This window comes from Gordonia sp. 852002-51296_SCH5728562-b (genome assembly GCF_001665475.1).
Classification (GTDB): Bacteria; Actinomycetota; Actinomycetes; order Mycobacteriales; family Mycobacteriaceae; genus Gordonia; species Gordonia sputi.
The window spans coordinates 1-22,506 of the sequence record NZ_LZMI01000105.1; the positions used below are offsets into that span (position 1 = coordinate 1).

Annotated in this window: 18 protein-coding genes, 1 tRNA gene and 1 pseudogene; 10 read left to right on the forward strand and 10 right to left on the reverse strand. The window is 64.9% G+C overall.

Annotated features, from left to right (window positions below):
* Positions 1-188, reverse strand: a 188-nt coding sequence (locus A5766_RS24740) for a hypothetical protein (protein WP_197501541.1), incomplete at its 3' end; no start/stop codon positions are given.
* A 9-nt stretch (positions 189-197) separates the two neighbouring features.
* Here A5766_RS24740 and A5766_RS17895 point away from each other — a divergent pair.
* The 3 genes and pseudogenes from A5766_RS17895 to A5766_RS17905 form a co-directional block, all read left to right on the forward strand.
* Positions 198-1,247 (forward strand): annotated as a pseudogene (locus A5766_RS17895) (HAD-IC family P-type ATPase); the annotation flags it as partial.
* Positions 1,248-1,384: 137 nt separating this feature from the next.
* Positions 1,385-3,595 carry an FUSC family protein gene (locus A5766_RS17900; protein ID WP_156527509.1) on the forward strand — a complete coding sequence of 737 codons (2,211 nt, stop codon included), beginning with the start codon at positions 1,385-1,387 and terminating at the stop codon, positions 3,593-3,595.
* 77 nt (positions 3,596-3,672) lie between these two features.
* On the forward strand, positions 3,673-4,026 hold the full coding sequence (locus A5766_RS17905; protein ID WP_064905765.1) for a VOC family protein: 354 nt from the start codon (positions 3,673-3,675) through the stop codon (positions 4,024-4,026).
* Positions 4,027-4,132: 106 nt separating this feature from the next.
* Here the strand turns inward: A5766_RS17905 and A5766_RS17910 are convergent, their stop codons facing one another.
* Positions 4,133-4,657 (reverse strand): ester cyclase, encoded by a 525-nt coding sequence (locus tag A5766_RS17910; RefSeq protein WP_064905806.1) that lies wholly within the window; start codon positions 4,655-4,657, stop codon positions 4,133-4,135.
* A 59-nt stretch (positions 4,658-4,716) separates the two neighbouring features.
* On the opposite strand from A5766_RS17910, the gene A5766_RS17915 reads away from it, so the two are divergent.
* Positions 4,717-5,355 (forward strand): TetR/AcrR family transcriptional regulator, encoded by a 639-nt coding sequence (locus A5766_RS17915; protein ID WP_064905766.1) that lies wholly within the window; start codon positions 4,717-4,719, stop codon positions 5,353-5,355.
* A 41-nt stretch (positions 5,356-5,396) separates the two neighbouring features.
* On the opposite strand, the gene A5766_RS17920 is transcribed toward A5766_RS17915, so the two are convergent.
* A tRNA-Gly gene (locus A5766_RS17920) sits at positions 5,397-5,467 on the reverse strand.
* 166 nt (positions 5,468-5,633) lie between these two features.
* Here A5766_RS17920 and A5766_RS17925 point away from each other — a divergent pair.
* From A5766_RS17925 to A5766_RS17945, 5 genes are all read left to right on the forward strand, one after another.
* Positions 5,634-6,404 carry an SDR family NAD(P)-dependent oxidoreductase gene (locus A5766_RS17925; RefSeq protein WP_064905768.1) on the forward strand — a complete coding sequence of 257 codons (771 nt, stop codon included), beginning with the start codon at positions 5,634-5,636 and terminating at the stop codon, positions 6,402-6,404.
* 54 nt (positions 6,405-6,458) lie between these two features.
* Positions 6,459-7,028, forward strand: a complete 570-nt coding sequence (locus A5766_RS17930; RefSeq protein WP_156527510.1) for a hypothetical protein — start codon at positions 6,459-6,461, stop codon at positions 7,026-7,028.
* 99 nt (positions 7,029-7,127) lie between these two features.
* Positions 7,128-7,706, forward strand: coding sequence for a dCTP deaminase (gene dcd, locus A5766_RS17935; protein WP_064905772.1), 579 nt, complete (start codon positions 7,128-7,130; stop codon positions 7,704-7,706).
* 160 nt (positions 7,707-7,866) lie between these two features.
* A complete protein-coding gene (locus A5766_RS17940) occupies positions 7,867-9,288 on the forward strand; it encodes a UDP-glucose dehydrogenase family protein (protein ID WP_064905774.1) in 1,422 nt (473 codons plus the stop codon).
* Positions 9,289-9,408: 120 nt separating this feature from the next.
* A complete protein-coding gene (locus A5766_RS17945; RefSeq protein WP_231894712.1) occupies positions 9,409-10,857 on the forward strand; it encodes a hypothetical protein in 1,449 nt (482 codons plus the stop codon).
* On the opposite strand, the gene A5766_RS17950 is transcribed toward A5766_RS17945, so the two are convergent.
* Positions 10,822-11,688, reverse strand: coding sequence for a MerR family transcriptional regulator (locus tag A5766_RS17950; protein ID WP_064863694.1), 867 nt, complete (start codon positions 11,686-11,688; stop codon positions 10,822-10,824). The two genes, A5766_RS17945 and A5766_RS17950, sit on opposite strands and share 36 nt — an antisense overlap.
* Before the next feature lie 16 nt (positions 11,689-11,704).
* On the reverse strand, positions 11,705-12,283 hold the full coding sequence (locus tag A5766_RS17955) for a TetR/AcrR family transcriptional regulator (RefSeq protein WP_064905776.1): 579 nt from the start codon (positions 12,281-12,283) through the stop codon (positions 11,705-11,707).
* A gap of 87 nt (positions 12,284-12,370) precedes the next feature.
* On the opposite strand from A5766_RS17955, the gene A5766_RS17960 reads away from it, so the two are divergent.
* Positions 12,371-13,936: an MFS transporter gene (locus A5766_RS17960; protein WP_064905778.1), complete on the forward strand. Its 1,566-nt coding sequence runs from the start codon at positions 12,371-12,373 to the stop codon at positions 13,934-13,936.
* On the opposite strand, the gene A5766_RS17965 is transcribed toward A5766_RS17960, so the two are convergent.
* The 5 genes from A5766_RS17965 to A5766_RS17985 all read right to left on the reverse strand — a co-directional run bounded on the left by A5766_RS17965 (position 13,898) and on the right by A5766_RS17985 (position 22,316).
* Complete coding sequence (locus tag A5766_RS17965) at positions 13,898-15,037, reverse strand: PDR/VanB family oxidoreductase (protein ID WP_064863688.1); 1,140 nt, start codon at positions 15,035-15,037, stop codon at positions 13,898-13,900. The two genes, A5766_RS17960 and A5766_RS17965, sit on opposite strands and share 39 nt — an antisense overlap.
* 18 nt (positions 15,038-15,055) lie before the next feature.
* Positions 15,056-16,003 carry a metal-dependent hydrolase gene (locus tag A5766_RS17970; protein WP_064905780.1) on the reverse strand — a complete coding sequence of 316 codons (948 nt, stop codon included), beginning with the start codon at positions 16,001-16,003 and terminating at the stop codon, positions 15,056-15,058.
* A gap of 26 nt (positions 16,004-16,029) precedes the next feature.
* Positions 16,030-17,031, reverse strand: coding sequence for an alpha/beta fold hydrolase (locus tag A5766_RS17975; protein ID WP_064905783.1), 1,002 nt, complete (start codon positions 17,029-17,031; stop codon positions 16,030-16,032).
* A 178-nt stretch (positions 17,032-17,209) separates the two neighbouring features.
* Positions 17,210-18,463: a pyridoxal phosphate-dependent aminotransferase gene (locus A5766_RS17980; RefSeq protein ID WP_039854185.1), complete on the reverse strand. Its 1,254-nt coding sequence runs from the start codon at positions 18,461-18,463 to the stop codon at positions 17,210-17,212.
* Between the two features lie 202 nt (positions 18,464-18,665).
* Complete coding sequence (locus A5766_RS17985) at positions 18,666-22,316, reverse strand: (Fe-S)-binding protein (protein WP_064905786.1); 3,651 nt, start codon at positions 22,314-22,316, stop codon at positions 18,666-18,668.
* Positions 22,317-22,506: the final 190 nt, after the last annotated feature.

The window sequence follows — 22,506 nt, forward strand, 5'->3', positions numbered from 1 at the left end:
AACTCTTCGTCGTCGAGTCGGTCGAGTTCGGTCCCGGTGATGCTGCCACCCGACGTCATACCGAGGTCGGCGACGACCTTGTCGGCCACCACCACGTTGTCACCGGTGGCCACCTTGACCGTGATGTGCAGGTTGTCGAGATCTTGAAGTGATTGTGCCGCCGATGTTTTCGGTTGGTCCAGGAACACGAGGAAACCGACAAGGGTCAGCTCACGTTCGTCGTCGTCGCCGACCTCGGTATGACGTCGGGTGGCAGCATCACCGGGACCGAACTCGACCGACTCGACGACGAAGAGTTCACCCGAGCGGCCCGGGAGCGCACAGTGTTCGCTCGAGTCACACCGGAGCAGAAGGCTCGGATCGTCAGTGCGCTGCAGACGCACGGACAGTCCGTCGCCTTCCTCGGCGACGGGGTCAACGACGCCCTGGCCCTGCATCGCGCCGACGTCGGCATCTCGGTCGACAGCGCCACCGATGTCGCCAAGGATTCCGCGGATGTGGTTCTGCTGGAGAAGGACCTCGGGGTGCTCGCGCGGGGTGTTGCCGAGGGACGACGCACCTTCGCCAACACGATCAAGTACGTACAGATGAGCGCGTCGAGCAACTTCGGCAACATGTTCAGCGCGGCGGGCGCCTCTGCGGTGCTGCCGTTCCTGCCGATGATGCCGAGCCAGATCCTGCTGAACAACCTGCTCTACGACTCGAGCCAGCTCGCGATCCCCAGCGACCGGGTCGACGCCGAAGCGCTGCGGTCGCCGTCGCACTGGGATATCGCCGCGATCCGGCGGTTCATGGTGTTCTTCGGTCCGATCAGTTCGCTGTTCGACTTTCTGACCTTTGCCGCGCTGATCAAGATCTTCCACGCTCAGGCCACCGAGTTCCACACCGCATGGTTCGTGGAATCGTTGGCGACTCAGATACTGATCGTGTTCGCGATCCGCACTCGTCGTATTCCTTTCTTCCGCAGCCGTCCGTCGCCGCTGTTGATCGCGGCGGTCGGGATCGTGCTGGTGATCGGGGTTGTGCTGCCGTTCACCCCGTTGGCCAGGCCACTCGGTTTCGTGGCGCTACCGGCGTCGTTCTACGTGTTCCTGCTCGTGATGGTGATCGGTTATCTCATCGTCGTGGAACTCGCGAAACACGTGTACTACTCGACCGCGACGTTCCGACCACAGCTGCCGCCGCGCTGGCGTGGGCTTCAGCACCGCCTGGAACGCCGTTCCTCACGCTTCACCGCTGTGGTCTGACCGAGCGTGGGTGCGACCGGGAGTGGGTGTGAGCGGGAGTGGCACCACGAAAGCACTTGCGAAAGAATGTCATTCGGCGCAGCCCGCGGTTCCCGCAACATAGAATCCGAGAGCAAAAGCAGGACCTCGGAGTGGATGTGCAGAATTCACGATCGTCGATAATCAAATCATTCCGGGTGTACGACCCGGGCCACACCTGGCTGATCTATGCCACGTCGACGACGATCGCGACGGCGTTGGGGATTCTGGTTGCCCACTTCGTCATCGTGGCCACCCACGGACCCGACATTCTGCTGGTGACAGGCGGAATCATCGGCATGGTCGCCTTCGGAGCGACCGGTGACGTCACCGCGAAAGCCCGCTGGCTGACGTCGGTGACCGTCATCGTCCCGGGGCTGGCCGCAGCGGCTCTGGGCGTCGTCCTGACGCATCATTCTCCCGCTGAGATCGTCGTGTCGATACCCATGGCCGGATTCTGTATCTGGGTACGACGATTCGGTTGGCGCGGCCTGGCCGTCGGCGGTGTCACCTTCTTCGCCTACCTGATGGCGATCTTGGCCATGCGAGAACCCGGCGCGAACCTGCAGCAGATTCTTCTTGTCGTCGGAGGTGCACTCATCTGCGGTGTGTTGCTGCGGACTGTGATGCTGATCGCGTTCCCGGCTCGCCGACTCAAGCTGCACCTGCGGCAGTTTCGAGCGTCGTGCGCCGAAGCGCTCGAGCGGTCCCAACGACCCGGAACCGACGCCGAGATCCTCGTGCCGGTGAATCACCTGCCCGACCTCACCCTTGCCATGGCCGGGTGGCTGCAACAGTTCGACGTCGCATCGCTCGGAGTCGACCCGAACACGCTGCGCCGCAGCATGTTCGACGCACAAAGCGCAACCGAGCTGGCATGCGAACAGTTGCAGTCTCTGACGAAATCGGGTGTCGATCCGCATTCGGATCCCGCGCTCGCCGGTGTCCTCGATGCGCTGATGACCGTCGTTCGCGGCAAGCCGTCCAGCAACGACGCCGCGGCCGCGGAACCTACGGCACGCTCGGCGATCACCACGGTCGACCCGTCGACTCCACTAGGCCTTGCAACGCTTTTCGTCTCCCGCGCGCTGCTGGCACAACTCGACCTCGACGACGCCGCGCGCGGGGATGCCGACCGTGATGACCTCAGCCCGCCGGAACCCGACGTGTCCGACGCCGATGTTTCTGATGCCGATGTTTCTGATGCCGAGGTGTCGAATACCGATGCGTCCACTACCGAAGGGGCCTTCACCGACGACCACGTCACCAATAGCACTGCGGCCGTGATGCGTTGGTGGGACCACCTGCGGCCCACCTCGCGGATGGCGATTCAGGTGATGGCGGCGACCGCCATCGCAGCGGGCGTGGGACAGGCGATCGCGGCGGGACGCTGGTACTGGGCGGTGATGACGACGTTCATCGTCTTCATGACTGCCGCCACCCGGGCCGACGTGCTGACCAAATCGTCGTGGCGCGTTGTCGGGACCCTGGTGGGGGTGGCGTTTGGTGCGGTGGTGGCAATCCTGCTGGTCGGTCATCCGCTCCCGCTGTCCATCCTCTTCTTGGTTTGTGTGTTCTTCGGCTATTACTACCAGGGCGCCAACAACGGTATGCCCACCATCTTTTTCACGATCCAGTTCGCGGTCATCTACGCTCTCCTGGGCTTCCACAACTGGACGCTCGCCTTCGTTCGACTCGACGAAACCATCGCGGGTGCGATCGTCGGCGTGGTGTGCGCTTACATCGTCACGTCGCAGCGATCCGACGGTGCTGTGGCCGCCAGCGTCGACAAATACTTTGCGGCACTTGATCATCTGATCGTGTCGTGCGGTGAGGCGCAGACGTCCGCGCATCAGTCGAAGCCCGTCGTCGACGCGGCGATCGCCCTCGACAACGCGCATCACGCGGTCCGCTCGACGCTGTCGAACATGGCGGCGGCGATGCTCGTCGGTCTCGGTGCACGACGCCGCGCTCGTTCACTACAACTCGGGCGCCTCACTCGAAGTGCACACGTGCTGGCGCAGACATCGAGTGCACTGTCGGCTGACCCGTCGCTGGTGTACACCGGGCACGACGCCGAGGTGGTGAGAGCCGCGGTCACCCGGCTGCGAACCGACGCCGAGGACCTCCATCAGATCTTTCTGGAACAACCCGTGACACACGCCGAACGAGGTGAATCGTTGGCGCGGTTGCTCAGTGGCGTCGACGCCCGACCGGATACCGCCCGCGGCGCAGGTGTCGCCGCGTCGGTGCGCCTGGACCATCTCCTCCGTACGCTTCCGGCTACCGTCGCCGCTCCCGTCGCGTCTACTGCTCCGAGCCGACAATGACACCCACACACCGATGACTTCTGCGGCACCACAAGGTCTATCCACGCGTCAGACACAACGACGAACGGACGCAGACCATGAGCATCGCCCATCTACTCGGCGTCGTTCCCGTCAGCGACATCGATCGCGCAGGCGACTGGTACACGCGGCTTTTCGGGACGACTTTCACCAACAACCCCATGCCCTCACTGGTTGAATGGCAGGTGGTCGACGGCGGTTGGGTGCAGGTCCACCTTGACGCCGATCGCGCGGGCAGCGCGCTACTCAACTTTGCGGTCGACGACCTCGACGCACATCGGGTCGAACTGGCCGACCGCGGCTTGGCCACCGGCGACGTCGTCGAGGCAAACAAAGGTGTGCGACTGTCGGAGATCACCGACCCTGATGGCAACACCATCCGGCTCATCGGCGGCTTCCGCGTCGACTACTGACGCAGGGTTCGTGTCGAATCGGGCGACGAGCCCTTCGACACGCTCGCAAGCTCTCTGCCCAGGGACCGCCGAGCGTATCGAGACTCCTGAGCGATGCGGATCTCGTTCAGCGCGAGCTGGATTCGGTGCGCTGCGCTGCGCGCTTCGCTTGGGCGCACTGCCAGAGGTAGCGAGGTGACGGGGGGAACCAGCCCAGTTGCTGTCCCATCCCGAGGTCGTCACGGTTGGCCCAGTGTTCGGCGCACAGCCCGTCGCGCATGCGGAACCAGTGGGTCTGGGTTACCGCGAAGGTCTTGTCGGTCGGCGCGAACACCTGCTCCACGCGGCCGGCGGCGTCGTAGACGACGAACGGTCCGCGGTGTGTGCCGGACATCGTCGCGTGGACGACCACCAATTCGCAGTCGACGACGGCGACATGCGGTTCATGACGCAGATCCGGGAAGGCGGCCCGCAACCAGAGCGCGGACGCCCAGAACGCTTCCGGACCCACGCCGCGACAGTTCGGTGGCTCCGCGTGCGCCTCCCGATTCACCGCATCGGGATGCATCGTCGCGTCGAACGCTGCCCGGTCGCCGGCACCCATGTCGGTCACTGCGCGAACGGCGACCACAGCTGGTTCCTGAATACTCATCACGACCTTCGACTTTCGATACATAATGACTGTATTGAAAACCTAGTATTGATTACAGGGTGACTGGAGTCAATAGAAGGCGAGGCTACGACGCGTCGGGGCGACGCGACCAGGCCCGTGCCCGACGGCGTCAGATCGTTCTGTCCGCCACAGAGTTGTTCGAGCGCAACGGTTTCGGAGTCACGGTCGCCGACATCGCAGACGCCGGCGATGTCTCCCCCGAAACCATCTACAAGTCGTTCGGCGGTAAGGCTGGACTCATCAAGGTCGCCTTCGACCAGGCATTGGCCGGCGACGACCTAGAAGTCGAGGTGGCCGACCGGCCGGAGACCCGGGCCGTCGAGACCGAACCCGACCCCCGCCGCAAGCTCGAGTTGTACGTGGCGGCAGCGGTGCCGCGGATGGTCCGTGCCGGACGCCTGATGCTTGCGATTCGCGACGGCGCGCGCACCGATCCAGCACTACGCGAGCTGTGGACGACTGCGCTACAGCAGCGACTGTTCGGGATGACCAAATTCGCCGAGCACCTCGCCGACTCCGGCAGCCTGCGGGCCGGGGTCACCGTCGAACACGCACGGGACACGCTCTGGACTTTGATCGCGCCGGAACTCTATGAACTGCTTGTTGTGATGCGTGGCTGGACGATCCCCGACTACCGGGACTGGATGGTCCGCGCGATGATCGCCGAACTGGTCTGAGCCCAACTGCTTCGGGCTAAGTGGCATCGCGGGTGTATGAGAGCCGATGACGGGAATCGAACCCGCGTATTCAGCTTGGGAAGCTGATGTTCTGCCATTGAACTACATCGGCGTGCGAGGTCTGCTCGCGAACGACAGCCTAGCAAACCCAGGCCCCGATGACGGTGACCGGCCGCGATGTCGCGGCTATCCTCGCGACCAGGCTCGCGCATGCACCAGCGCGACGCTGCCTGCTACATACAGCTACAACAGTCACACGACGACGGGGGAGACTAGTCATGGAGTACCGCAACCGCACAGCGTTGATCACCGGGGCGAGCGGAGGTATCGGCGAGCAGTTCGCCCGCGCACTCGCGGCGCGTGGTGCCGACCTGATCCTGGTCGCCCGCAGCGAGGACAAGCTGGTCGCGCTCGCCGACGAGTTGGCATCACGCCACGGTGTCCGCGCCGAGGTCATCCCCGCCGACCTCTCCATACCAGGCGCAGCCGACAAGGTGGTCGCCGAAGCCGATGGCCGTGGACTGCGTGTCGACATCCTGGTCAACAACGCGGGCTTCGGCACGTTCGGATACCTTGCCGACGCCGACCCGTCGCGCATCCGCGACGAGGTACAGCTCAACGTCGGCGCACTCACCGACTTCACGACGATCTACCTCAAGCGCATGGCCGACGCAAGCACGGGAGCGATCGTGAACATCGCCAGTAATGCTGCGTTCCAACCGGTTCCGAGCATGGCGGTGTACGCGGCCACCAAGGCATACGTGCTGTCGCTGAGCGAGGCGCTCTGGTCGGAGGGCAAGCGCAAGGGCGTCCACGTCCTCGCCGTCTGTCCCGGAGCCACCGACACCGAGTTCTTCGACGTTGCAGGCGACGGCTCTGCGATGAAGTCGCGGCGCACCACCGAGCAGGTCGTCGACACCGCGTTCAAGGCGCTCGACGCCGGAAAGCCAAGCGTCGTCGACGGTCTCGTCAATCGGATCGGCGCGTACGGTGCACGGTTCGCTCCGCGTCGGCTTGTGCTCGCGATCGCCGAGCGCGCCGTGAGCTGAGCAAGTAGTCCATTACCGGCGCCAACCCGCGGCGGACGGAGTAAACCGATTGCCATGCGATCGATTTGGGGAATGCTGGCCGCGGTGTCTGTTCTCGTCCTCGCGGGCTGCGCCACGGATTCGGGCACCGCGACGACCACCAGCCAGCACAAGTCGAGCGTCTCGGCCGTCACGGTGACGGTAACCTCATCGGCGCAGACGCCCACGGCGACGGTTACCGCACCGCCGCAGACGCCCACGGCTGCCCCGGTCAACGAGGGCGCCCAGTGCGGCCCGATCGGGGCGACGGCAGTATTCGCGGACGGCTCGACGGCCTACTGCTCACGTCTCGCGGGTACCGATAACACGGTGTGGTCCAGTGTTCAGGGCGTCGCACCCAATCCGAACCTGCCTCAAACCACCACTTCAGGGCCGTCGATAGGCGACCAGTGCATCGGGGCGGACGTCGGCCGGACAGCCGTCGACGCCAACGGCAACGCCATCATCTGCACCAACTATCAGTGGCAACTCAACACAGGGCAGACGCCCGAGCATCGCTGGGCCGACGACCAGCGGGCGTGGTCTGACTGCATCCAGACCAAGACAACTGAGGAGTGCCGCGCAGAGCTCAATTCCGGGGGTTGAGGCGCCCTGCGTCGCACGGTCCGTCCGGATGACCCGCTGTAAGACTGCAGAACGCCGTCGTCGTACCTGCACCACACACCGTCCGATACGCTCGCAGGCGTGCTGCTCTCCGATCGCGACATCCGCTCCGAGGTCTCCGACGGCAACCTGTCGATCGACCCGTTCGATCCTGCTCTCGTGCAGCCGTCGAGCGTCGACGTCCGGCTCGACAACCTGTTCCGGGTCTTCAACAACACCCGCTACACCCACATCGACCCCGCACAGCGGCAGGACGAGCTGACGACTCTCGTCGAACCCGCAGACGGAGAGCCGTTCGTGCTGCATCCGGGCGAGTTCGTCCTCGGCTCGACGCTGGAGATCTGCAGCCTGCCCGACTACCTGGCAGGCAGGCTGGAGGGCAAGTCGTCACTCGGCAGGCTCGGCCTGCTGACACATTCGACGGCAGGCTTCATCGATCCGGGCTTCTCCGGCCACATCACGCTCGAACTGTCGAACGTCGCCAATCTGCCGATCACGCTCTGGCCCGGAATGAAGATAGGGCAGCTCTGCCTGTTCCGGCTCAGCAGCCCGTCGGAGAATCCCTACGGCAGCGCCGCGGTCGGATCGAAGTACCAGGGCCAGCGCGGCCCGACGCCGTCGAAGGCGTATCTGAACTTCATCCGCGACGCCGACCGCTAGCCAGCGCCGGATGTGACGCGGTGTTGTCCCGCGATTCGCCCGCAGGGTGACGCGGATTTAGTTGTCGTTCAACACCTGAACACGACGTTCATACGCGCGCCTGCGACTGGTCACGTGCTCGTAGCGAATTGGCAGATCGGCCCACGTAGTCACTTCAGGTATGAAGCTGACAGTGATCGGGTGTGGATACCTGGGGGCGACACACGCAGCGTGTATGGCCGAACTCGGACACGACGTGCTCGGCGTCGACGTCAATCCGGAGAAGGTGGCGCGCCTGTCGTCGGGGGAGGTTCCGTTCTTCGAGCCCGGGCTCGCAGACATCCTGCGCCGCAACATCTCTGCGGGCAGACTTTCGTTCACCACAGAGGCCGACGCCGCTGCTGCGCACGGTTCGGTGCACTTCATCGGGGTGGGTACACCGCAGCGTGCGCGTGGGCATGCGGCCGACACGTCGTTTGTCGAAGGCGCGGTGGACGCACTGGTGCCACATCTGCGTGGTGACCACCTGATCGTCGGGAAATCGACTGTGCCAGTGGGTACTGCCGCGTCGTTGGCGCATCGGATCAGTACGTTGACGGCCCCGGATGCCACGGTCGATCTCGCCTGGAACCCCGAGTTCCTGCGCGAGGGCTACGCCGTCGAAGACACACTGCGTCCTGATCGTCTGGTGATCGGCACCGATCCGGACTCCGACGCGCGGGCCGCACGCGCGGTGCTGCGCGACGTGTACCGCACGATCATCGATACTGGGCTGCCGGTCATCGAAACCGACTGGTCCACAGCAGAGTTGGTGAAGGTCTCCGCGAACGCCTTTCTCGCGACGAAGATCTCATTCATCAATGCGATCAGTGAACTCTGCGAGATCGTCGGTGCGGACGTCTCGACGCTCGCCGACGCGATCGGTCACGACAAGCGGATCGGGCGCCGATTCCTCAACGCGGGCCTCGGATTCGGCGGTGGATGTCTGCCCAAGGACATTCGCGCATTCGAGGCGCGCGCCGAAGAACTCGGAGCGCATGGTGCTCTTCGTTTCTTGCGCGAGGTCGACACGATCAACATGCGACGACGATCCGCGATGGTCGACCTCATCGCGCAGGTATGTCCGCGAGAACTGTTGGGCGCCAACATCGCGGTCCTCGGCGCGGCATTCAAGCCGGAAAGTGACGACGTGCGCGATTCACCCGCACTGAGTGTTGCAGGACAATTGGCGCTGCGCGGGGCGTCGGTCACCGTCTTCGACCCGAAGGCGAACGCCAACTCTCGGCGGATGTATCCGATGCTCGGCTATGCCGATTCGGCTGCCGAGGCCGCCCAGGACGCCGACGTCGTCGCGATTGCCACTGAATGGGCACAATTCGTGCATATGGCGCCATCCGAACTCGATCCCGTTGTGCGGTCACGTGTCATCGTCGACGGTCGCCGCTGCCTGGACCCACAGTCGTGGCGGCGGGCGGGATGGTCGTACGCCGCGCTCGGCGGCGCAACGGCGAGCCACGATGGCAGGTTCGGCGCAGATCAGCGGGCTTCGGTCGGTCTCGGCTGTCTGTCCTTCGAAGATGCGACACAAGTGGTCCACCGCTGACGTCATGCTACGTTGAACACTCAGAACTGCGGGGAGTGGTCAAACGAGCGTGCTCAGGTGCACTGAGCGCGACTCACGAGAATGTGCGTGGGGTTTCTCGATGACGGGGACTACCGAACTATGGACGACGGGGTGATCCCGAACGGGGTGATCAATGACGGGCGGGTTGTCGACGCGTCCGTGATCACTCGTGTCTCCGACCACCTCCGACGCCGTCACTCGACGCTCGTCGACTCCTTCGCTGTGGTGAGCGTCACCGAGGATGGCGTCGAGGTGACACTCGTCGACGTCGAGTCCGGCACGGCCTTCGCGAGCAGACGTGCTTCCGGCACAAGCGGAGCCGACCTCGACGCTCTCATCTCCGATCACCTCGTGCGCGCGGGACGCGTCGACGGCCCTGACTCCGACGAGTGGACAGCGGAACTGCGCCTACTGAGCCATAGGGGCCGATACCGCCTCGCCGAGTCCGACGGCACGTTCATTATGGGCGAGCAGTACGTTCGACTGTTCCGTGTCACACGACGCGACGTCGCACAGTCGACGCTCGCCTGCGCCGAGCACGTGCCCGACGCTGTCGCGCAATGCGCCGACTCGACGGGCCGCACGGTCAGCGCGATGGTGTTCGATTCAACGCACACCGTGTGGCCTGGACTCCCGGAATTGCTCGCGCCGGTCACCGACGTCCCGATCGTGGTTCTCGACGACGTCACGCTGGCGCTGCCCGCTGCCGCCGAGCAGGGGTCCACCGCCGCATGTGAGCCCGAACCCGTGGCCCAGACCACCGACCACGTCGAGATCCACCGCGAGTCGGTCGCGGAGGTGGCTGAAGACTCCGTCGCGGACGTCGCTGCCGACCCGGTCGCAGAAGTTCAGGGCGACGCCGTTGCGGAAGTCCCTGGCGACTCGTTTTCAGAAGCCGGCAGGCAGCAGTCACCGCTCGCCCCGCCGCAGCGATCGGTCGACAACGAGTTCGACGTGACCGATCGGATCGAGCCAATCCGGCTCGCATACTCCGATCAGTCGGCGCCCTCCTATCTGCCGACCGCCGGTCTTCAGCACAACGCCGGTCTTCAGCACAACGTCGAAGACTTTTATCAGGCTGACGGCTTCGTTCCGATATCGCCCAGCATCGAGCCTCGCGGCCACGACGCCGCAGCGGTTGACGAGACGGCAGTTGACGAGACAGCGGTCGGTGGGGCAGCGGTTGATGCGCCGACGGGGCGCGGTCGGAAGAAGATCCTGATCGGTGTCGGAGCGCTCGGCGTCGTCGGAGTTGCGGTGGCTGCCACCGCACTTGGGCTCAGCGGCGGTTCCGCGTCGCCCTCGGCGTCGAACCCGGTCACCACGACGCACAGTTCGACGACAACACAGTTGTACGCAGACCTTGCCGACCTCAACGAGGCCCGCGCACCCGCTGCCACCTACGTGCCGCCGCCTCCTCCACCCGCACAGACCGAGGAATCGCGGCGCGCGGAACAACCGCGCCCGCGCAGCAATGCGCGGCCGAAACCCAAACCGCGAGCGGTCATTCCACTACCCGGAGGATTGCCGCCGATCGTCGTTCCCTGATCGCTTTCGTCCCTTGGCGGGCGGGCTCTGACGTTCTCCCCGGAGGTCGAGCGGATCCTGATCGACGGAGTCGTCGGCGATGGCGAGATAGTCGTCGAGCTGACGAGCCATGTCGCGATCGAGTGCGCGGTCGAGGGCGTTGTGCGCGATCGTCGAACCAGCTCTTCTGAATTCGACGAGAAGGTCACGCACCCAATCTGCTTCGGCTGGGGTCTGCGGTATCCAACCGTCCTTGTACTCCTCGGCGATCGTCCCGCGTCCAGCCGAAATGAGTGCCTCCGCAACCGAATCCATCTGCGTACTGAGGTTCTCATGTACGGAGAGAATCGAATTCAGCGTCAGACCGCGGCGGACGAGGCGAGCATATGCGTCGATGGTGTCCTGATCGAGCACGGTGAACGACGTCGGGGGATCTGCCGTCCCTTCGGGCTTGATCAGGCCGAGGTCGATCAATCGCGTGAAGTACGCGGGGTTGCTGTTGTTGAGCAACTCGCGAAGCTCGTCGGCGCTGACCGAGGTCTTCGTCGTGTTCCCCCACGGGGCGGCAACCACCTCGCGAAGTCCGAGTACGTCGGCGAGGTCGTCGCCGCGCTGGATTCCGGTGAGGAATTCGCCGATGTGCCGAATGGTGAATCCGCGACGGAGCAGATCGTTGATCACTCTGAGGCGATCGAGGTGGAGGTCGGTGTAGATCGCGATCCGTCCCCGGCGCAATGGCCTGGGCAATAGTCCGCGATCCTGATATCCGCGGACGTTGCGTGTGGTGGTCCCGGCAACCCGCGCCAGATCGTCGATCCGGTATTCGTTGGTGGCCTTGTCGTCGCTGCTCATCGCGCTCATTCTCGCATCACGAGCTCAGACCGCGGACCACCATGGCCAACACGTGCTCGTAGTTCTCGGTGGGATCGATCGTCGGGGGATGGGTGCCCGCCAGCTCCAACGACACGGCTCCGTGCACGCAGCTCCACACCTGCATCGTCGCCTGGTACGGATCGATCTTCATGAGTAGTCCCGCGTTCTGGCCGTATCTGATGTGGTCGGTCAGCACCGCGAAGGCGTGGTCGGCGACGTCGGAGTCGGGATGGTGCTCGCGCGAGAACATCAGCGAGTACGCGACCGGGTAGCGCCGTGCGAACTCCCGGTACGCCCTGCCGCTGTGCGCCAACCTCTCTCGGGCGTCGTCGTCTGTCACGTCGATCATGCGCGCGAACTCGACGAAGGCGTCGCTGACCAGGGCGTCGAGGAGCCCTTCCTTGCCGTCGAAGTGGTTGTAGACCCCCATGGGTGCGACGCCGGCGTCGGTGGCGACCGCCCGAACGGTGAGTCCGGCGACACCGTCTTGTTCCAGAATTCGACGCCCCGACGCGATGAGATTCGTGCGTACCTCGGTCGCCGGGGTACGACGCGTACCTCGTGTGGAAGCCATATTGACAACCTACTAGAACGGTGTTCTTCTAGATAAGAACGCTGTTCTACAACAGTAGAACAGCAATCCACTTCGAAGGGAAGTCCCATGCGTTCTCGCTGGTTGGCGTTGTGTGCGCTGTGTTTGGCTGAGCTCTTGGTGATGGTCGACAACACGATCGTCAATGTCGCGTTGCCGACGATGTCGCGCGATCTCGGGGCGGGGATCTCGGGCTTGCAGTGGATCGTCGACGCCTACACGCTCGTCTTCGCCGGGCTGCTTCTCACCGGCGGCTACCTCGGCGACCGGTTCGGGCACCGCCGGATGCTCCTGGTGGGTATCGCGGGCTTCGCCGGGGTGTCGGCCCTGGCGGCGTCGTCGAACACACTGGGTCAACTGATCGCCGCGCGTGCCGGCCTTGGGGTGTTCGCGGCGCTGGTCTTTCCCGCGACGCTTGCTCTGATCGTCGCGATCTTCCCGGAAGGGAAGCAACGCGCCACGGCGGTCGGGATCTGGGGCGCGACGTCGGGAATCGCCGTGGCGATCGGGCCGGTGCTTGGAGGGTGGCTGCTCGAGCACTACTCGTGGGCGTCGGTGTTCTGGGTCAGCCTGCCCATCGCGGCCGTGACCGCTATCGCGGTGGTCGCGGTGGTGCCCGGTACGCGACCGGAATCGGTGTCGCGGTTCGACGTCGTCGGCCTGGTGCTGTCGGTCATCGGACTCGGCCTGCTGACCTATTCGGTGATCGAAGGCCCTCACCACGGGTGGACCGACGCACGAACCATCCTGGGACTCGTTGTGGCGATTGCGGTTATCGGACTCTTCGTGTGGCGTGAACTCGTGGTGGCGCACCCGATCCTCGACGTCGCGCTGTTCGCCAACCGCAGGTTCGCTGCAGCAGCGGGAATGGTGGCTGTCGCGTTCTTCTCGCTGTTCGGTTTCATCTTCCTGATCACCCAGTTCTTCCAGGCGGTGAAGGGGTACGGACCGTTCGAAGCGGGCCTGCGCACACTGCCTTTCGCGCTTGTGACCGCGGTCTGCTCCCCGGTAGCCATGGCGCTGGCACACCGATTCGGGCCCCGCTGGGTGGTGACCTCGGGAGCTGTCCTGATGTCGGCAGGCTTTGCGTTGGTGGAGATCTCGTCACGGATGTCGGGCTACTGGGAACTCATCATCTGGTCGATGGCGCTGATGGCGGCGGGTCTCGCCGCTATCACGGGTCCGTGCACGCACGTGATCATGAGCTCGCTGCGACCGGAGCAGGCGGGTGCCGGTAGTGCCGTCAACGACACGACGCGTGAGATCGGTGGAACACTGGGCGTGGCCGTGCTCGGCTCGGTGCTCACCTCGGTGTATGCGTCGTCCGTATCGGAAAGGATTGGCGCACTGGGACTTCCGCGTCACATTGCCGAGATGGCCGAACAGTCGGTGATGGGCGGAGCGGAGGTCGCCGCCCGCGCCCCTGAGTCGATCTCCGGCCGTATGACCATAGCCGTACAGGAGGTCTTCGTCGAAGGGCTGCACAGCGCGGTCTGGGTGGCGGTTGCGGTGACCGCCGTGGCTGCTGTTGCCGCTGCGGTTCTACTGCGCGGCGAAAGTCACTCGCGCGGCGTCGAACTCACGTCGGTTGCGCACTCAGAGGTCGACGGTCAGGTGATCGCCACCAGCGCGTGACACGCAGGTGAGGATGGAGCCCGCTGCGCGCTCCGGCTCGGTCAGGATGTTGTCGCGATGGTCGATTGCCCCCGACAGCGTCCTGATCTTGCATGTGCCGCAGAAACCCTGGCGGCATGAATACGGCACTGACGGAACCTCTTTGCGGAGCGCGCTCAGCAAGGTCTCGTCTGCCGCGACGTCGATCTCCTGCCCGGTCGACGCGATCCTGACGGTGAACGGACGCCCGTTCTCCACCGGCGGCGGACTGAAACGCTCATAGTGCAGCTCGATGTCGGGGCGGTCGTGTAGATGGCGCCGCAACGATTCCAACATCGGTACCGGGCCGCAGCAGTAGACCGCGAGACCTGATGGGGCCCTTCCGGTCTGAGGGTTGATCGGTCCGAGCAATTCCTCCATGCTCGGCAGACCGTGCTCGTCGTCGGTGCGGATCGTGATCTTGTCTCCGAATCGCGCGACCTCGTCGCGGAACGGGATCGAGTCCATGCTGCGACCCGTGTAGATCATCGACCAGTCGAGACCGAGGCGCTCTGCGGCCGCCAGCATGGGCAGGATCGGCGTGATACCGATGCCAGCGGCGACGAAGCGGAGTGAGCGGGCTTGCGATCCGTAGCCGGGCAATGCGATCGGAAAAGCATTGCGCGGCCCCTTGATCTGGATCGTGTCGCCCACGCGCAGGGTGTCGTGTACCTCGACCGAACCGCCTCCACCGTCGGGGATGCGCCGCACGGCGATTCGGTAGGTGTGTCTATCGGCGGGGTCGCCGCAGAGTGAGTACTCGCGCATCCTGCCCGACGGCAGCAGGAGATCGAGATGCGCTCCGGCATGCCACCTTTCGAGGAGCTGATCGTCGAGTCCTGCGAAGGTCAGTGCGACGACGTTCTCGTCCTGCGCGACGACCTCTCGTCCCACAATGCGCAGCGTGGTGACACCGTCGTTCTCGGCGGTCGACCGCAGTGGCGAGAACGGGCGCCAGAACGGCAGCCACGTCTTGGACAGCACGGTGCCGAAGGTCATCAGGGGATCGTGGCGCCATCGTCCGTAGAGATGTGGCGGCACCGAGGTCATCTCGGTGGTGTGCGGGTGTGCCCGTTGATTCATGGCGTGTTCCAGGTGTACTCAGGAAGCGTTTCGTGCTGCGGGCGAGGACGCCAGGTAGGCGACAGCCTGTGCGGTCGAACCGATTTCGTTGGGATGAAAGCCCGGTCTGAAGTAGCTCGCCGTTGCGAAGAGCACGCTGCGGATCGTCGGGAGAACGCCCGCTCGCACGCCCCGCGCGTAGTGGTACTGGCGGTAGAAGTAGTTGTTGTGCTTGATCGCCGGGTCCTGATGGGTGATGAACCGGAATCCGCGGAACAGTAGGAGCAGCAGGGTGGGCAGTGCGATTAGCATTGCCCGGCCGCGTCGGAGGTAGCTGTCACCGAAGTAGACCGCGACGTCGTGGGCGACCGCCCGGTGCTCGACCTCCTCGGCTCCGTGCCAGGTGAACAGGTCCGACATCGTCGGATCGGCACCGACCTCGGTCCACGTGTTGTTGAGCGCGAAATCGCCCAGGATCGCTGTGTAGTGCTCGATGGCTGCGATGAGCCACAGTCGTTCGATGAGGTGCTTCTGTTTGGCCTCTACACTGCCCTTCTCCAAGGGTTCCAACACCTTTCGGAACACCCACTCCATCTGGCGACAGTACGGCCGTGGATCGATTCCGTGATGGTCGAGGAACTCCCAGAGCACGTGGTCGTGTGCCTCCGCGTGCATGGCTTCCTGGCCGATGAAGCCGCGCATCGTCGCAGCCAGCTCCTCGTCACGAACCAGGGGGAGCGCTTCGTTGTAGGTCTGGACAAACCAGCGCTCTCCCTCGGGGAGAAGCAGATTGAGCACGCTGATGAAGTCAGACGCAATCGGATGACCCGGAATCCAGTGCAGCGGAACGTCGCTCCAGTCGAATGCCACGTTACGTGCGTGAAGCTCGACGTCACCGGGATCGGTGTCGTTGTCCTGTGGCGTGGATGGGTGCGGTGCGAATGCGTGTGCTGAGGTGGTGTCCACCTTCTCGGCGTGTGCGTGCATGGTAGAGACTCCTTCGCGATGGCAGGTCAGCGGATAGCGGCGCGGTCGGGGGTGGTCGCGGTGGATGTTCGGGCGGCGATGCGTCGTACGAAGTCGCGGATCGAGTCGGCAACGTAACCGGGGTTGGTCGTCGGGGCCCAGTGCGGGGTCGGTGACTCGAGACGTGTGAGATCGGGCGCGAATCGGTTCGTGTTGCGCAGCAGGTGAGTTCGCACCGCGAAGTCGCGGGTGTTGACCATCTCCAGAACCGGAACGCGAGTCGTGCGCGGGTTGGGTTTGCCGACCTTGCGCACCATGTTGGCTCGGTAATAGCGTGCGCCGGAACGCATGTCGTTCCGCAGCGTGGGCGCGGTGACGATCTGCTCGGCGGGCGTACCGTCCATGAGCTGCAGGAATCGTCGCCACGCGCCCGGTGAGCCGAGTGTCGCGGAGATCAGCGTCGGACCGAACGGCAGGTGCAGCAGCACGATGTACGTGGAGAAGAACGATTGCAGAACGGTATCGAGCGCTCGACGTGGCGTCGGATGAGAGATGTTCTCGCGCAGGAGCACTCCCACGTGGTCCAGGCACGGGCCGGAGATGGTGGTGAACGACGCGAAGTGATTTGCGGCGTCGGGCCGCGACATCGCCTCCCAGGACTGGATGGAACCCCAGTCGTGCGCTACCACGTGGACTGGCGCGTCGGGGCTCACCGCGGCGGCGACCGCGTACAGGTCGTCCGCGAGCGTTTCGATGCGGTACGCCGACACCCCGCGAGGGTTGTCGGAGACGCCGAGTCCGCGGGTGTCGTACGCGGCGACCCGGACGTCGTCGGAAAGACGCTCCGCGACCTCGGTCCACACGTGATGCGTATCCGGCCAGCCGTGCACGAACAGCACCGTCGGACGGTCGGCTCCATCGGTACCGTCCGGGCCCGCTGGGTTGCCTGCGCCTGCGACGGCCGACGTGTCGCCGGCAGGATCGTCGAACTCGAAAGTCGCGAGCCGTACGCCGTCGACGTCGATGAGTCGTTTGACCCACTGCTTCATTCGTCACCCCTTCGAACCGTGATCTGGTTAACGTAACCGAGCGTCACAGCTATGTCCAGGGACGGTGACAACGAAGAGTGTCACATAACGCGCAGGCAGGGATCAGCGAATCGCGCAGAAGGTGCCGCGCCGCAGGTCATCGGGGGTGTTTCTGCCGGCGAAACTACTGGCGATACGACTATTGGCGATACGACGACAGGAAGTTGCCGATCCGTTCGACGGCGTCCTTGAGATCGCGCGACCAGGGGAGCGTGACGATGCGGAAGTGGTTCTGATCGTCGAGGTTGAACCCGCTGCCCTGCACCACCAGGATCTTCTCCTGCAGCAGCAGGTCCTGGACGAAGAGCTCGTCGTTGTGGATCTCGTAGACCTCAGGATCGAGGCGGGGGAACGCGTAGAGCGCGCCCTTGGGCTTGACGCAGCTGACGCCGGGGATCTCGTTGAGCTTCTCCCACGTCACGTTGCGCTGCTCGTAGAGGCGTCCACCGGGCGCGACGAGCGCCTCGATGCTCTGGTACCCACCGAGGGCCACCTGAATCGCGTGCTGGCCGGGTACGTTCGCGCACAGACGCGTCGACGCCAGGATGCCCAGGCCCTCGATGAAGCCCTTGGCGTGGTCCTTGGGGCCGGTGAGCACCACCCAGCCAGCCCGATAGCCACAGACCCGGTACGCCTTCGAGAGCCCGTTGAACGTCAGGCAGAACAGGTCGGGGGCAAGCGACGCGATGTTGATGTGCTCAGCGTCGTCGTAGAGGATCTTGTCGTATATCTCGTCGGCGAGGATGAGCAGCGAGTGGCGTCGGGCGACGTCTACGAGTTGCTCGAGCACCTCGCGCGAGTAGACAGCTCCCGTGGGGTTGTTGGGATTGATGACGACGATCGCCTTGGTGCGGTCGGTGATCTTCGCCTCGATGTCGGCGATGTCGGGGTTCCAGTCGTTGTCCTCGTCGCAGCGATAATGCACGGCCGTGCCGCCGGAGAGGGCCGTCATGGCCGTCCAGAGGGGATAGTCGGGCGCGGGGATCAGCACCTCGTCGCCGTTGTTGAGAAGCGCCTGCATCGTCATGGTGATGAGCTCGGAGACACCGTTGCCGAGGATCACGTCGTCGACGTCGAAGTACGGGAAGTCGGGGAGGAGCTCATAGCGGGTGACCACCGCGCGTCGGGCCGAGAGCACGCCGGCCGATTCCGAATAGCCCTGCGAGTACGGCAGCGCGTGGATCATGTCGCGCATGATCACGTCTGGCGCCTCGAAGCCGAACAGCGCCGGGTTGCCGATGTTCAGCTTCATGATCCGATGGCCCTCGGCCTCGAGTCGCGCCGCATGCGCGTGCACAGGCCCACGGATCTCGTAGCAGACGTTCTGCAGCTTCTCGGACTGCTCCAACGGCTTGAGGTTCTGGTTCAGGTGCGATACATACGGCCTACTCACGGGTTCAATTGTCTCAGCCGCAGGCAAATCGATTTTTTCGGGCCGTCGGAAATGCAGAAACACGCGCCTGCGACACCTGCGAGGAAAACTTCACTCGCAGGCGTCAGAAACGCGTGTTTCTGACGGACGGTCGATCAGTGCTGGCCGATCAGTGCGGGCCGTAGCCCTGGCCGATCAGCCCTGGCCGATCAGCCCTGGCCGATCAGCGCTGGCCGGGTCGCTTCTTGCCCGCGGCCATGCCGAAGCCCTTGGCCTTCGACGCTCCGGTCTCGGCGATCGTGCGGCCGCCATCGGCTGCACCGGCTTCTGCTGTACCGGTTTCTGCTGCGCCGGTTTCTGCTGCACTGCCGTTCGACGACACTGCCTCGCCCTCGCCCGCGGCGTTCGTGGACGCCTCGGCCGACTCTGCCGGTGCTTCCGCCGGAGTCTCCGACGCTGCGTCGGCCGATCCAGCTTCCGGCACCTCGGCTTCCGCTGCAGCAGCGGCTTCCGGCTCGGGAGTCGACGCTGCGGGAGCTGCGGCGTTGGGTGCCGACGCCCCGCCCGGCCGCTTCTTGCCTGCGGCCATGCCGAAGCCCTTGGCCTTGGCGGGCTTCTCCTCCGTCACCGCTGCGGCCGAGGCCGTAGCAGTCGACGTCGTCGAGGCAGTTGTCTCTTCCGGAGCGCTGGCCTCGCCACCGGTCTCGGGCTGTGTCGGAGCGGATTCCGCCGCCGTGCTCTCAGCCGGAGCGGACTCAGCTGCCGCAGGTGCCGACGCCTCTGCAGCCGGGGCGGCAGGCTTCGCAGCCCCCGACCCGGTGCCTCCCGGGCGCTTCTTGCCCGCGGCCATGCCGAAGCCCTTCGCCTTGGCGGGCTTGTCCTCGGTCACTGCGGCTGCGGAAGTGCTTGCAGCCGTGGCCGATTCGGTGTCGGCGGTCGGAGCGGCGTCGGGTGCGGATTCGGTCTCTGCCACCTTGTTCTCCGCGGCGGCTGTGACTCCGGCGTCGGCTGCGGCCGCATTCGCGGTGCTCGCTGCGCCGGGCTTCTTCGCCCCGGGCCGCTTGCCCGCAGCCATGCCGAATCCCTTGGCCTTGGCCGGTTTCGGCGCATCGGCCGTGGCGCTTGCCGCGCCTGCATCACTTGCCGCTGCGGTATCACTCGCCGCGTCCTCGACTGCCGCCGACGACTCGGCCTGCGCAGGAGCGGGCTGCGCGGACGCAGGCTTGGCCGCCGCGCCCGGCTTCTTCATGCCGCCCTTCATGCCGAAGCCCTTGGAGGCAGGCTTCTTTTCGGTCGTCTCCGCCGATGCAGCAGGTGCCGACGCTGTCTCCGTCGACGCTGCGGGAGCCGACGCTGCCGGGGCCTTGGTCGCTGCGCTGCCTGCGCCGGGCTTCTTGCCGCCCTTCATCCCCAACCCGACCTTGGGCTTGGGCTTGGCGTCGGTAGCAGCGCCCGCGGCAGCTGCGGCGGGCGCGGCGGCAGCCACCTTTTCCTTCTCGGGCTCGGGTTCCGGCTCGGGCGCGGGCTTGGAGACCGGTCCGAGGAAACGTCCGCCCCGCTTGACCTCTGGCAGACCACGCTTGACCGAATCGAGCAGCATCTGCGAGACGTCGACGACCTCGATCTTGCCTTCGTTCTCGGTGCCGGACGTCCGTGCGGTCACGCCGTCGGTCAGCATCACGCGGCAGAACGGGCAGCCCGTCGCGATCTTCTGCGGTGCCTCGTCGTTGCTGCCACCTGCACCCTTCGCGGATGCCAGGGTGTCGAGAGCCTCGTCGACGCGGTCGATGTTGATCCGCTTGCCGATCTGCTCTTCCATCCACATGCGCGCACCACCGGCGCCACAGCACATGGACCGTTCGCCGTGGCGAGGCATCTCCCGCAGCGTCGAACCGGATGCTTCCATCAGCTCGCGTGGAGCGTCGTAGACCTTGTTGTGGCGTCCCAGGTAGCAGGGGTCGTGGTAGGTGACGCCCTCGCCCATCGGTGCCACCGGCACCAGGCGCTTCTCCCGCACCAGGCGGTTGAGGAGCTGCGTGTGGTGCACCACCTCGTACTTCGCGCCGAGCTGCGGGTACTCGTTGGACAGCGTGTTGAAGCAGTGCGCACAGGTCACGACGACCTTCTTGCGCTGCGTCGGCGCCGTCTCGAAAACCCCGTTGATGGTCTCGATGTTCTGCTGCGCCAGCATCTGGAACAGGAACTCGTTGCCTGCACGTCGTGCCGAATCGCCGGTACAGGTCTCGCCCTCGCCGAGAACCATGAAGTTCACCGCGGCGATGTCGAGGAGCTCGGCGACCGCCTTGGTGGTCTTCTTCGCGCGATCCTCGTATGCGCCTGCGCAACCGACCCAGAAGAGGTACTCGAAACCCTCGAACGATTCGACGTCGGCACCGAAGACCGGGATCTCGATGTCCATCTCGTCGATCCAGTTGGTGCGCGCCGACGCGTTCTGACCCCAGGGGTTGCCCTTGTTCTCGAGGTTCTTGAACATGCCCGCGAGCTCGGTCGGGAAGTCGGACTCGATGAGCACCTGGTAGCGGCGCATGTCGATGATGTGGTCGACATGCTCGATGTCGACGGGACACTGCTCGACGCACGCACCGCAGGTGGTGCAGCTCCACAGGGTTTCGGTGTCGATAACCGCACCGAGCTGCTCGGGGTCGAATTCGCCCTCTTCAGAGATGATGCCCTCGCCGCCGCCCATCGCGCCCTTCGACTCACCGACCAACTTGCGCGACGCCTCAGCGCGCGCGGCCTCGGGAATCTTGGCGAGCTTCGCCTCGTCGACGTTGCCCTCGGCGTCGACGAGTCCGACCTCGTCGCCGCCCATGTCCTTGCGGCCACCGGCGATCAGATACGGCGCCTTGGCCTGTGCGTGATCGCGTAGCGACATGATGAGCAGCTTGGGGCTCAACGGCTTTCCGGTGTTCCACGCCGGGCACTGACTCTGGCAGCGACCACACTCGGTACACGTCGTGAAGTCGAGCCAGCCCTTCCACGAGAAGTCCTCGACCTTGCCTGCACCGAACGCGTCGACGTCGGGGTCGGCGGTCTCCATGTCGAGGACCTTGCCCTGGCTCATCATCGGCTTGGCAGCACCGAGTGCGACGCCGCCGTCCTGCTCACGCTTGAGATAGATATTGAAGAATGCCGCGAAGCGGTGCCACGCGACGCCCCAGTCGATGTTCGCGCCCACGACTGCCAGCCAGATCATGCCGCTCATCAGCTTGACGACAGCGGCGGCGGTGACCCAGTAGACCGACGACCCCTCGAAGAGCTGCGCGAAGTAGTGGGTGAAGAACGATGTCCAGATCGGCGGATCCTCGATGCCCGACGAGATCTTGAACGTCTTCACGAAGATCATGCCGAGGCCCTCGATCAGGACCACGAGCTCGACGAAGTATGCGGCGCCGAAGCGTGAACCCGAGAAGCGGGACAGACGCGCGGGCATCCGCGGGTGGTTGAGCTGACGGATGATGATCAGCGCCATGATGCCGATCACGGTGCCGAGGCCGAGCACCTCGTCGGCGAAGATGTAGACGTTCCACGCGCCGATCACCGGCCAGTGGAATTCGGGGTCGAAGATCTGGCCGTATGCCTCGAACCAGAAGATCGCACCGATCAGGAAGCCGAACATCACCAGCCAGTGCGCCCAGCCGACGGTCCGGAACTTCACCATGCGCGTGTGGCCGACGAACTCCTTGAGCATCGTCCACAGTCGTGGGCCGACGGGCCAGTAACGCGAGCTGTCGACCTTCTGGCCCTGGGCGATCGCGCGAACCATGGTCCACACGCCGCGTAGGAAACTGGCCCAACAGAACAAGCTGATGACCGCGGCAATAGTGCCGATGGTGATCGTCGTGGCATTCACGGCGTCCCGGCCCCTCTCATATTGATCATCGACCTAGTCGCGCAGGGCTGACGTGCGCGGGGTCGGACGTCTACTACAGGTAACCGTAATTCTTCCCCGGTACCTCGCGCTGCCAAGGTTGCCCTTACCTGGAGCTGGTACCTGGCGTTACGATATAGGAATAATACTCACGAGTAACTGACTATCCAGT

What these genes read in the sequence shown, in the direction of transcription:
- A5766_RS17970 (WP_064905780.1), bottom strand. Translation starts at nt 16,003, where the DNA reads ATGCACGCACACGCCGAGAAGGTGGACACCACCTCAGCACACGCATTC.
- A5766_RS17940 (WP_064905774.1), top strand. Translation starts at nt 7,867, where the DNA reads ATGAAGCTGACAGTGATCGGGTGTGGATACCTGGGGGCGACACACGCA.
- A5766_RS17925 (WP_064905768.1), top strand. Translation starts at nt 5,634, where the DNA reads ATGGAGTACCGCAACCGCACAGCGTTGATCACCGGGGCGAGCGGAGGT.
- A5766_RS17975 (WP_064905783.1), bottom strand. Translation starts at nt 17,031, where the DNA reads ATGAAGCAGTGGGTCAAACGACTCATCGACGTCGACGGCGTACGGCTC.
- A5766_RS17910 (WP_064905806.1), bottom strand. Translation starts at nt 4,657, where the DNA reads ATGAGTATTCAGGAACCAGCTGTGGTCGCCGTTCGCGCAGTGACCGAC.
- A5766_RS17945 (WP_231894712.1), top strand. Translation starts at nt 9,409, where the DNA reads ATGGACGACGGGGTGATCCCGAACGGGGTGATCAATGACGGGCGGGTT.
- A5766_RS17960 (WP_064905778.1), top strand. Translation starts at nt 12,371, where the DNA reads ATGCGTTCTCGCTGGTTGGCGTTGTGTGCGCTGTGTTTGGCTGAGCTC.
- A5766_RS17930 (WP_156527510.1), top strand. Translation starts at nt 6,459, where the DNA reads ATGCGATCGATTTGGGGAATGCTGGCCGCGGTGTCTGTTCTCGTCCTC.
- A5766_RS17955 (WP_064905776.1), bottom strand. Translation starts at nt 12,283, where the DNA reads ATGGCTTCCACACGAGGTACGCGTCGTACCCCGGCGACCGAGGTACGC.
- A5766_RS17965 (WP_064863688.1), bottom strand. Translation starts at nt 15,037, where the DNA reads ATGAATCAACGGGCACACCCGCACACCACCGAGATGACCTCGGTGCCG.
- A5766_RS17950 (WP_064863694.1), bottom strand. Translation starts at nt 11,688, where the DNA reads ATGAGCAGCGACGACAAGGCCACCAACGAATACCGGATCGACGATCTG.
- A5766_RS17905 (WP_064905765.1), top strand. Translation starts at nt 3,673, where the DNA reads ATGAGCATCGCCCATCTACTCGGCGTCGTTCCCGTCAGCGACATCGAT.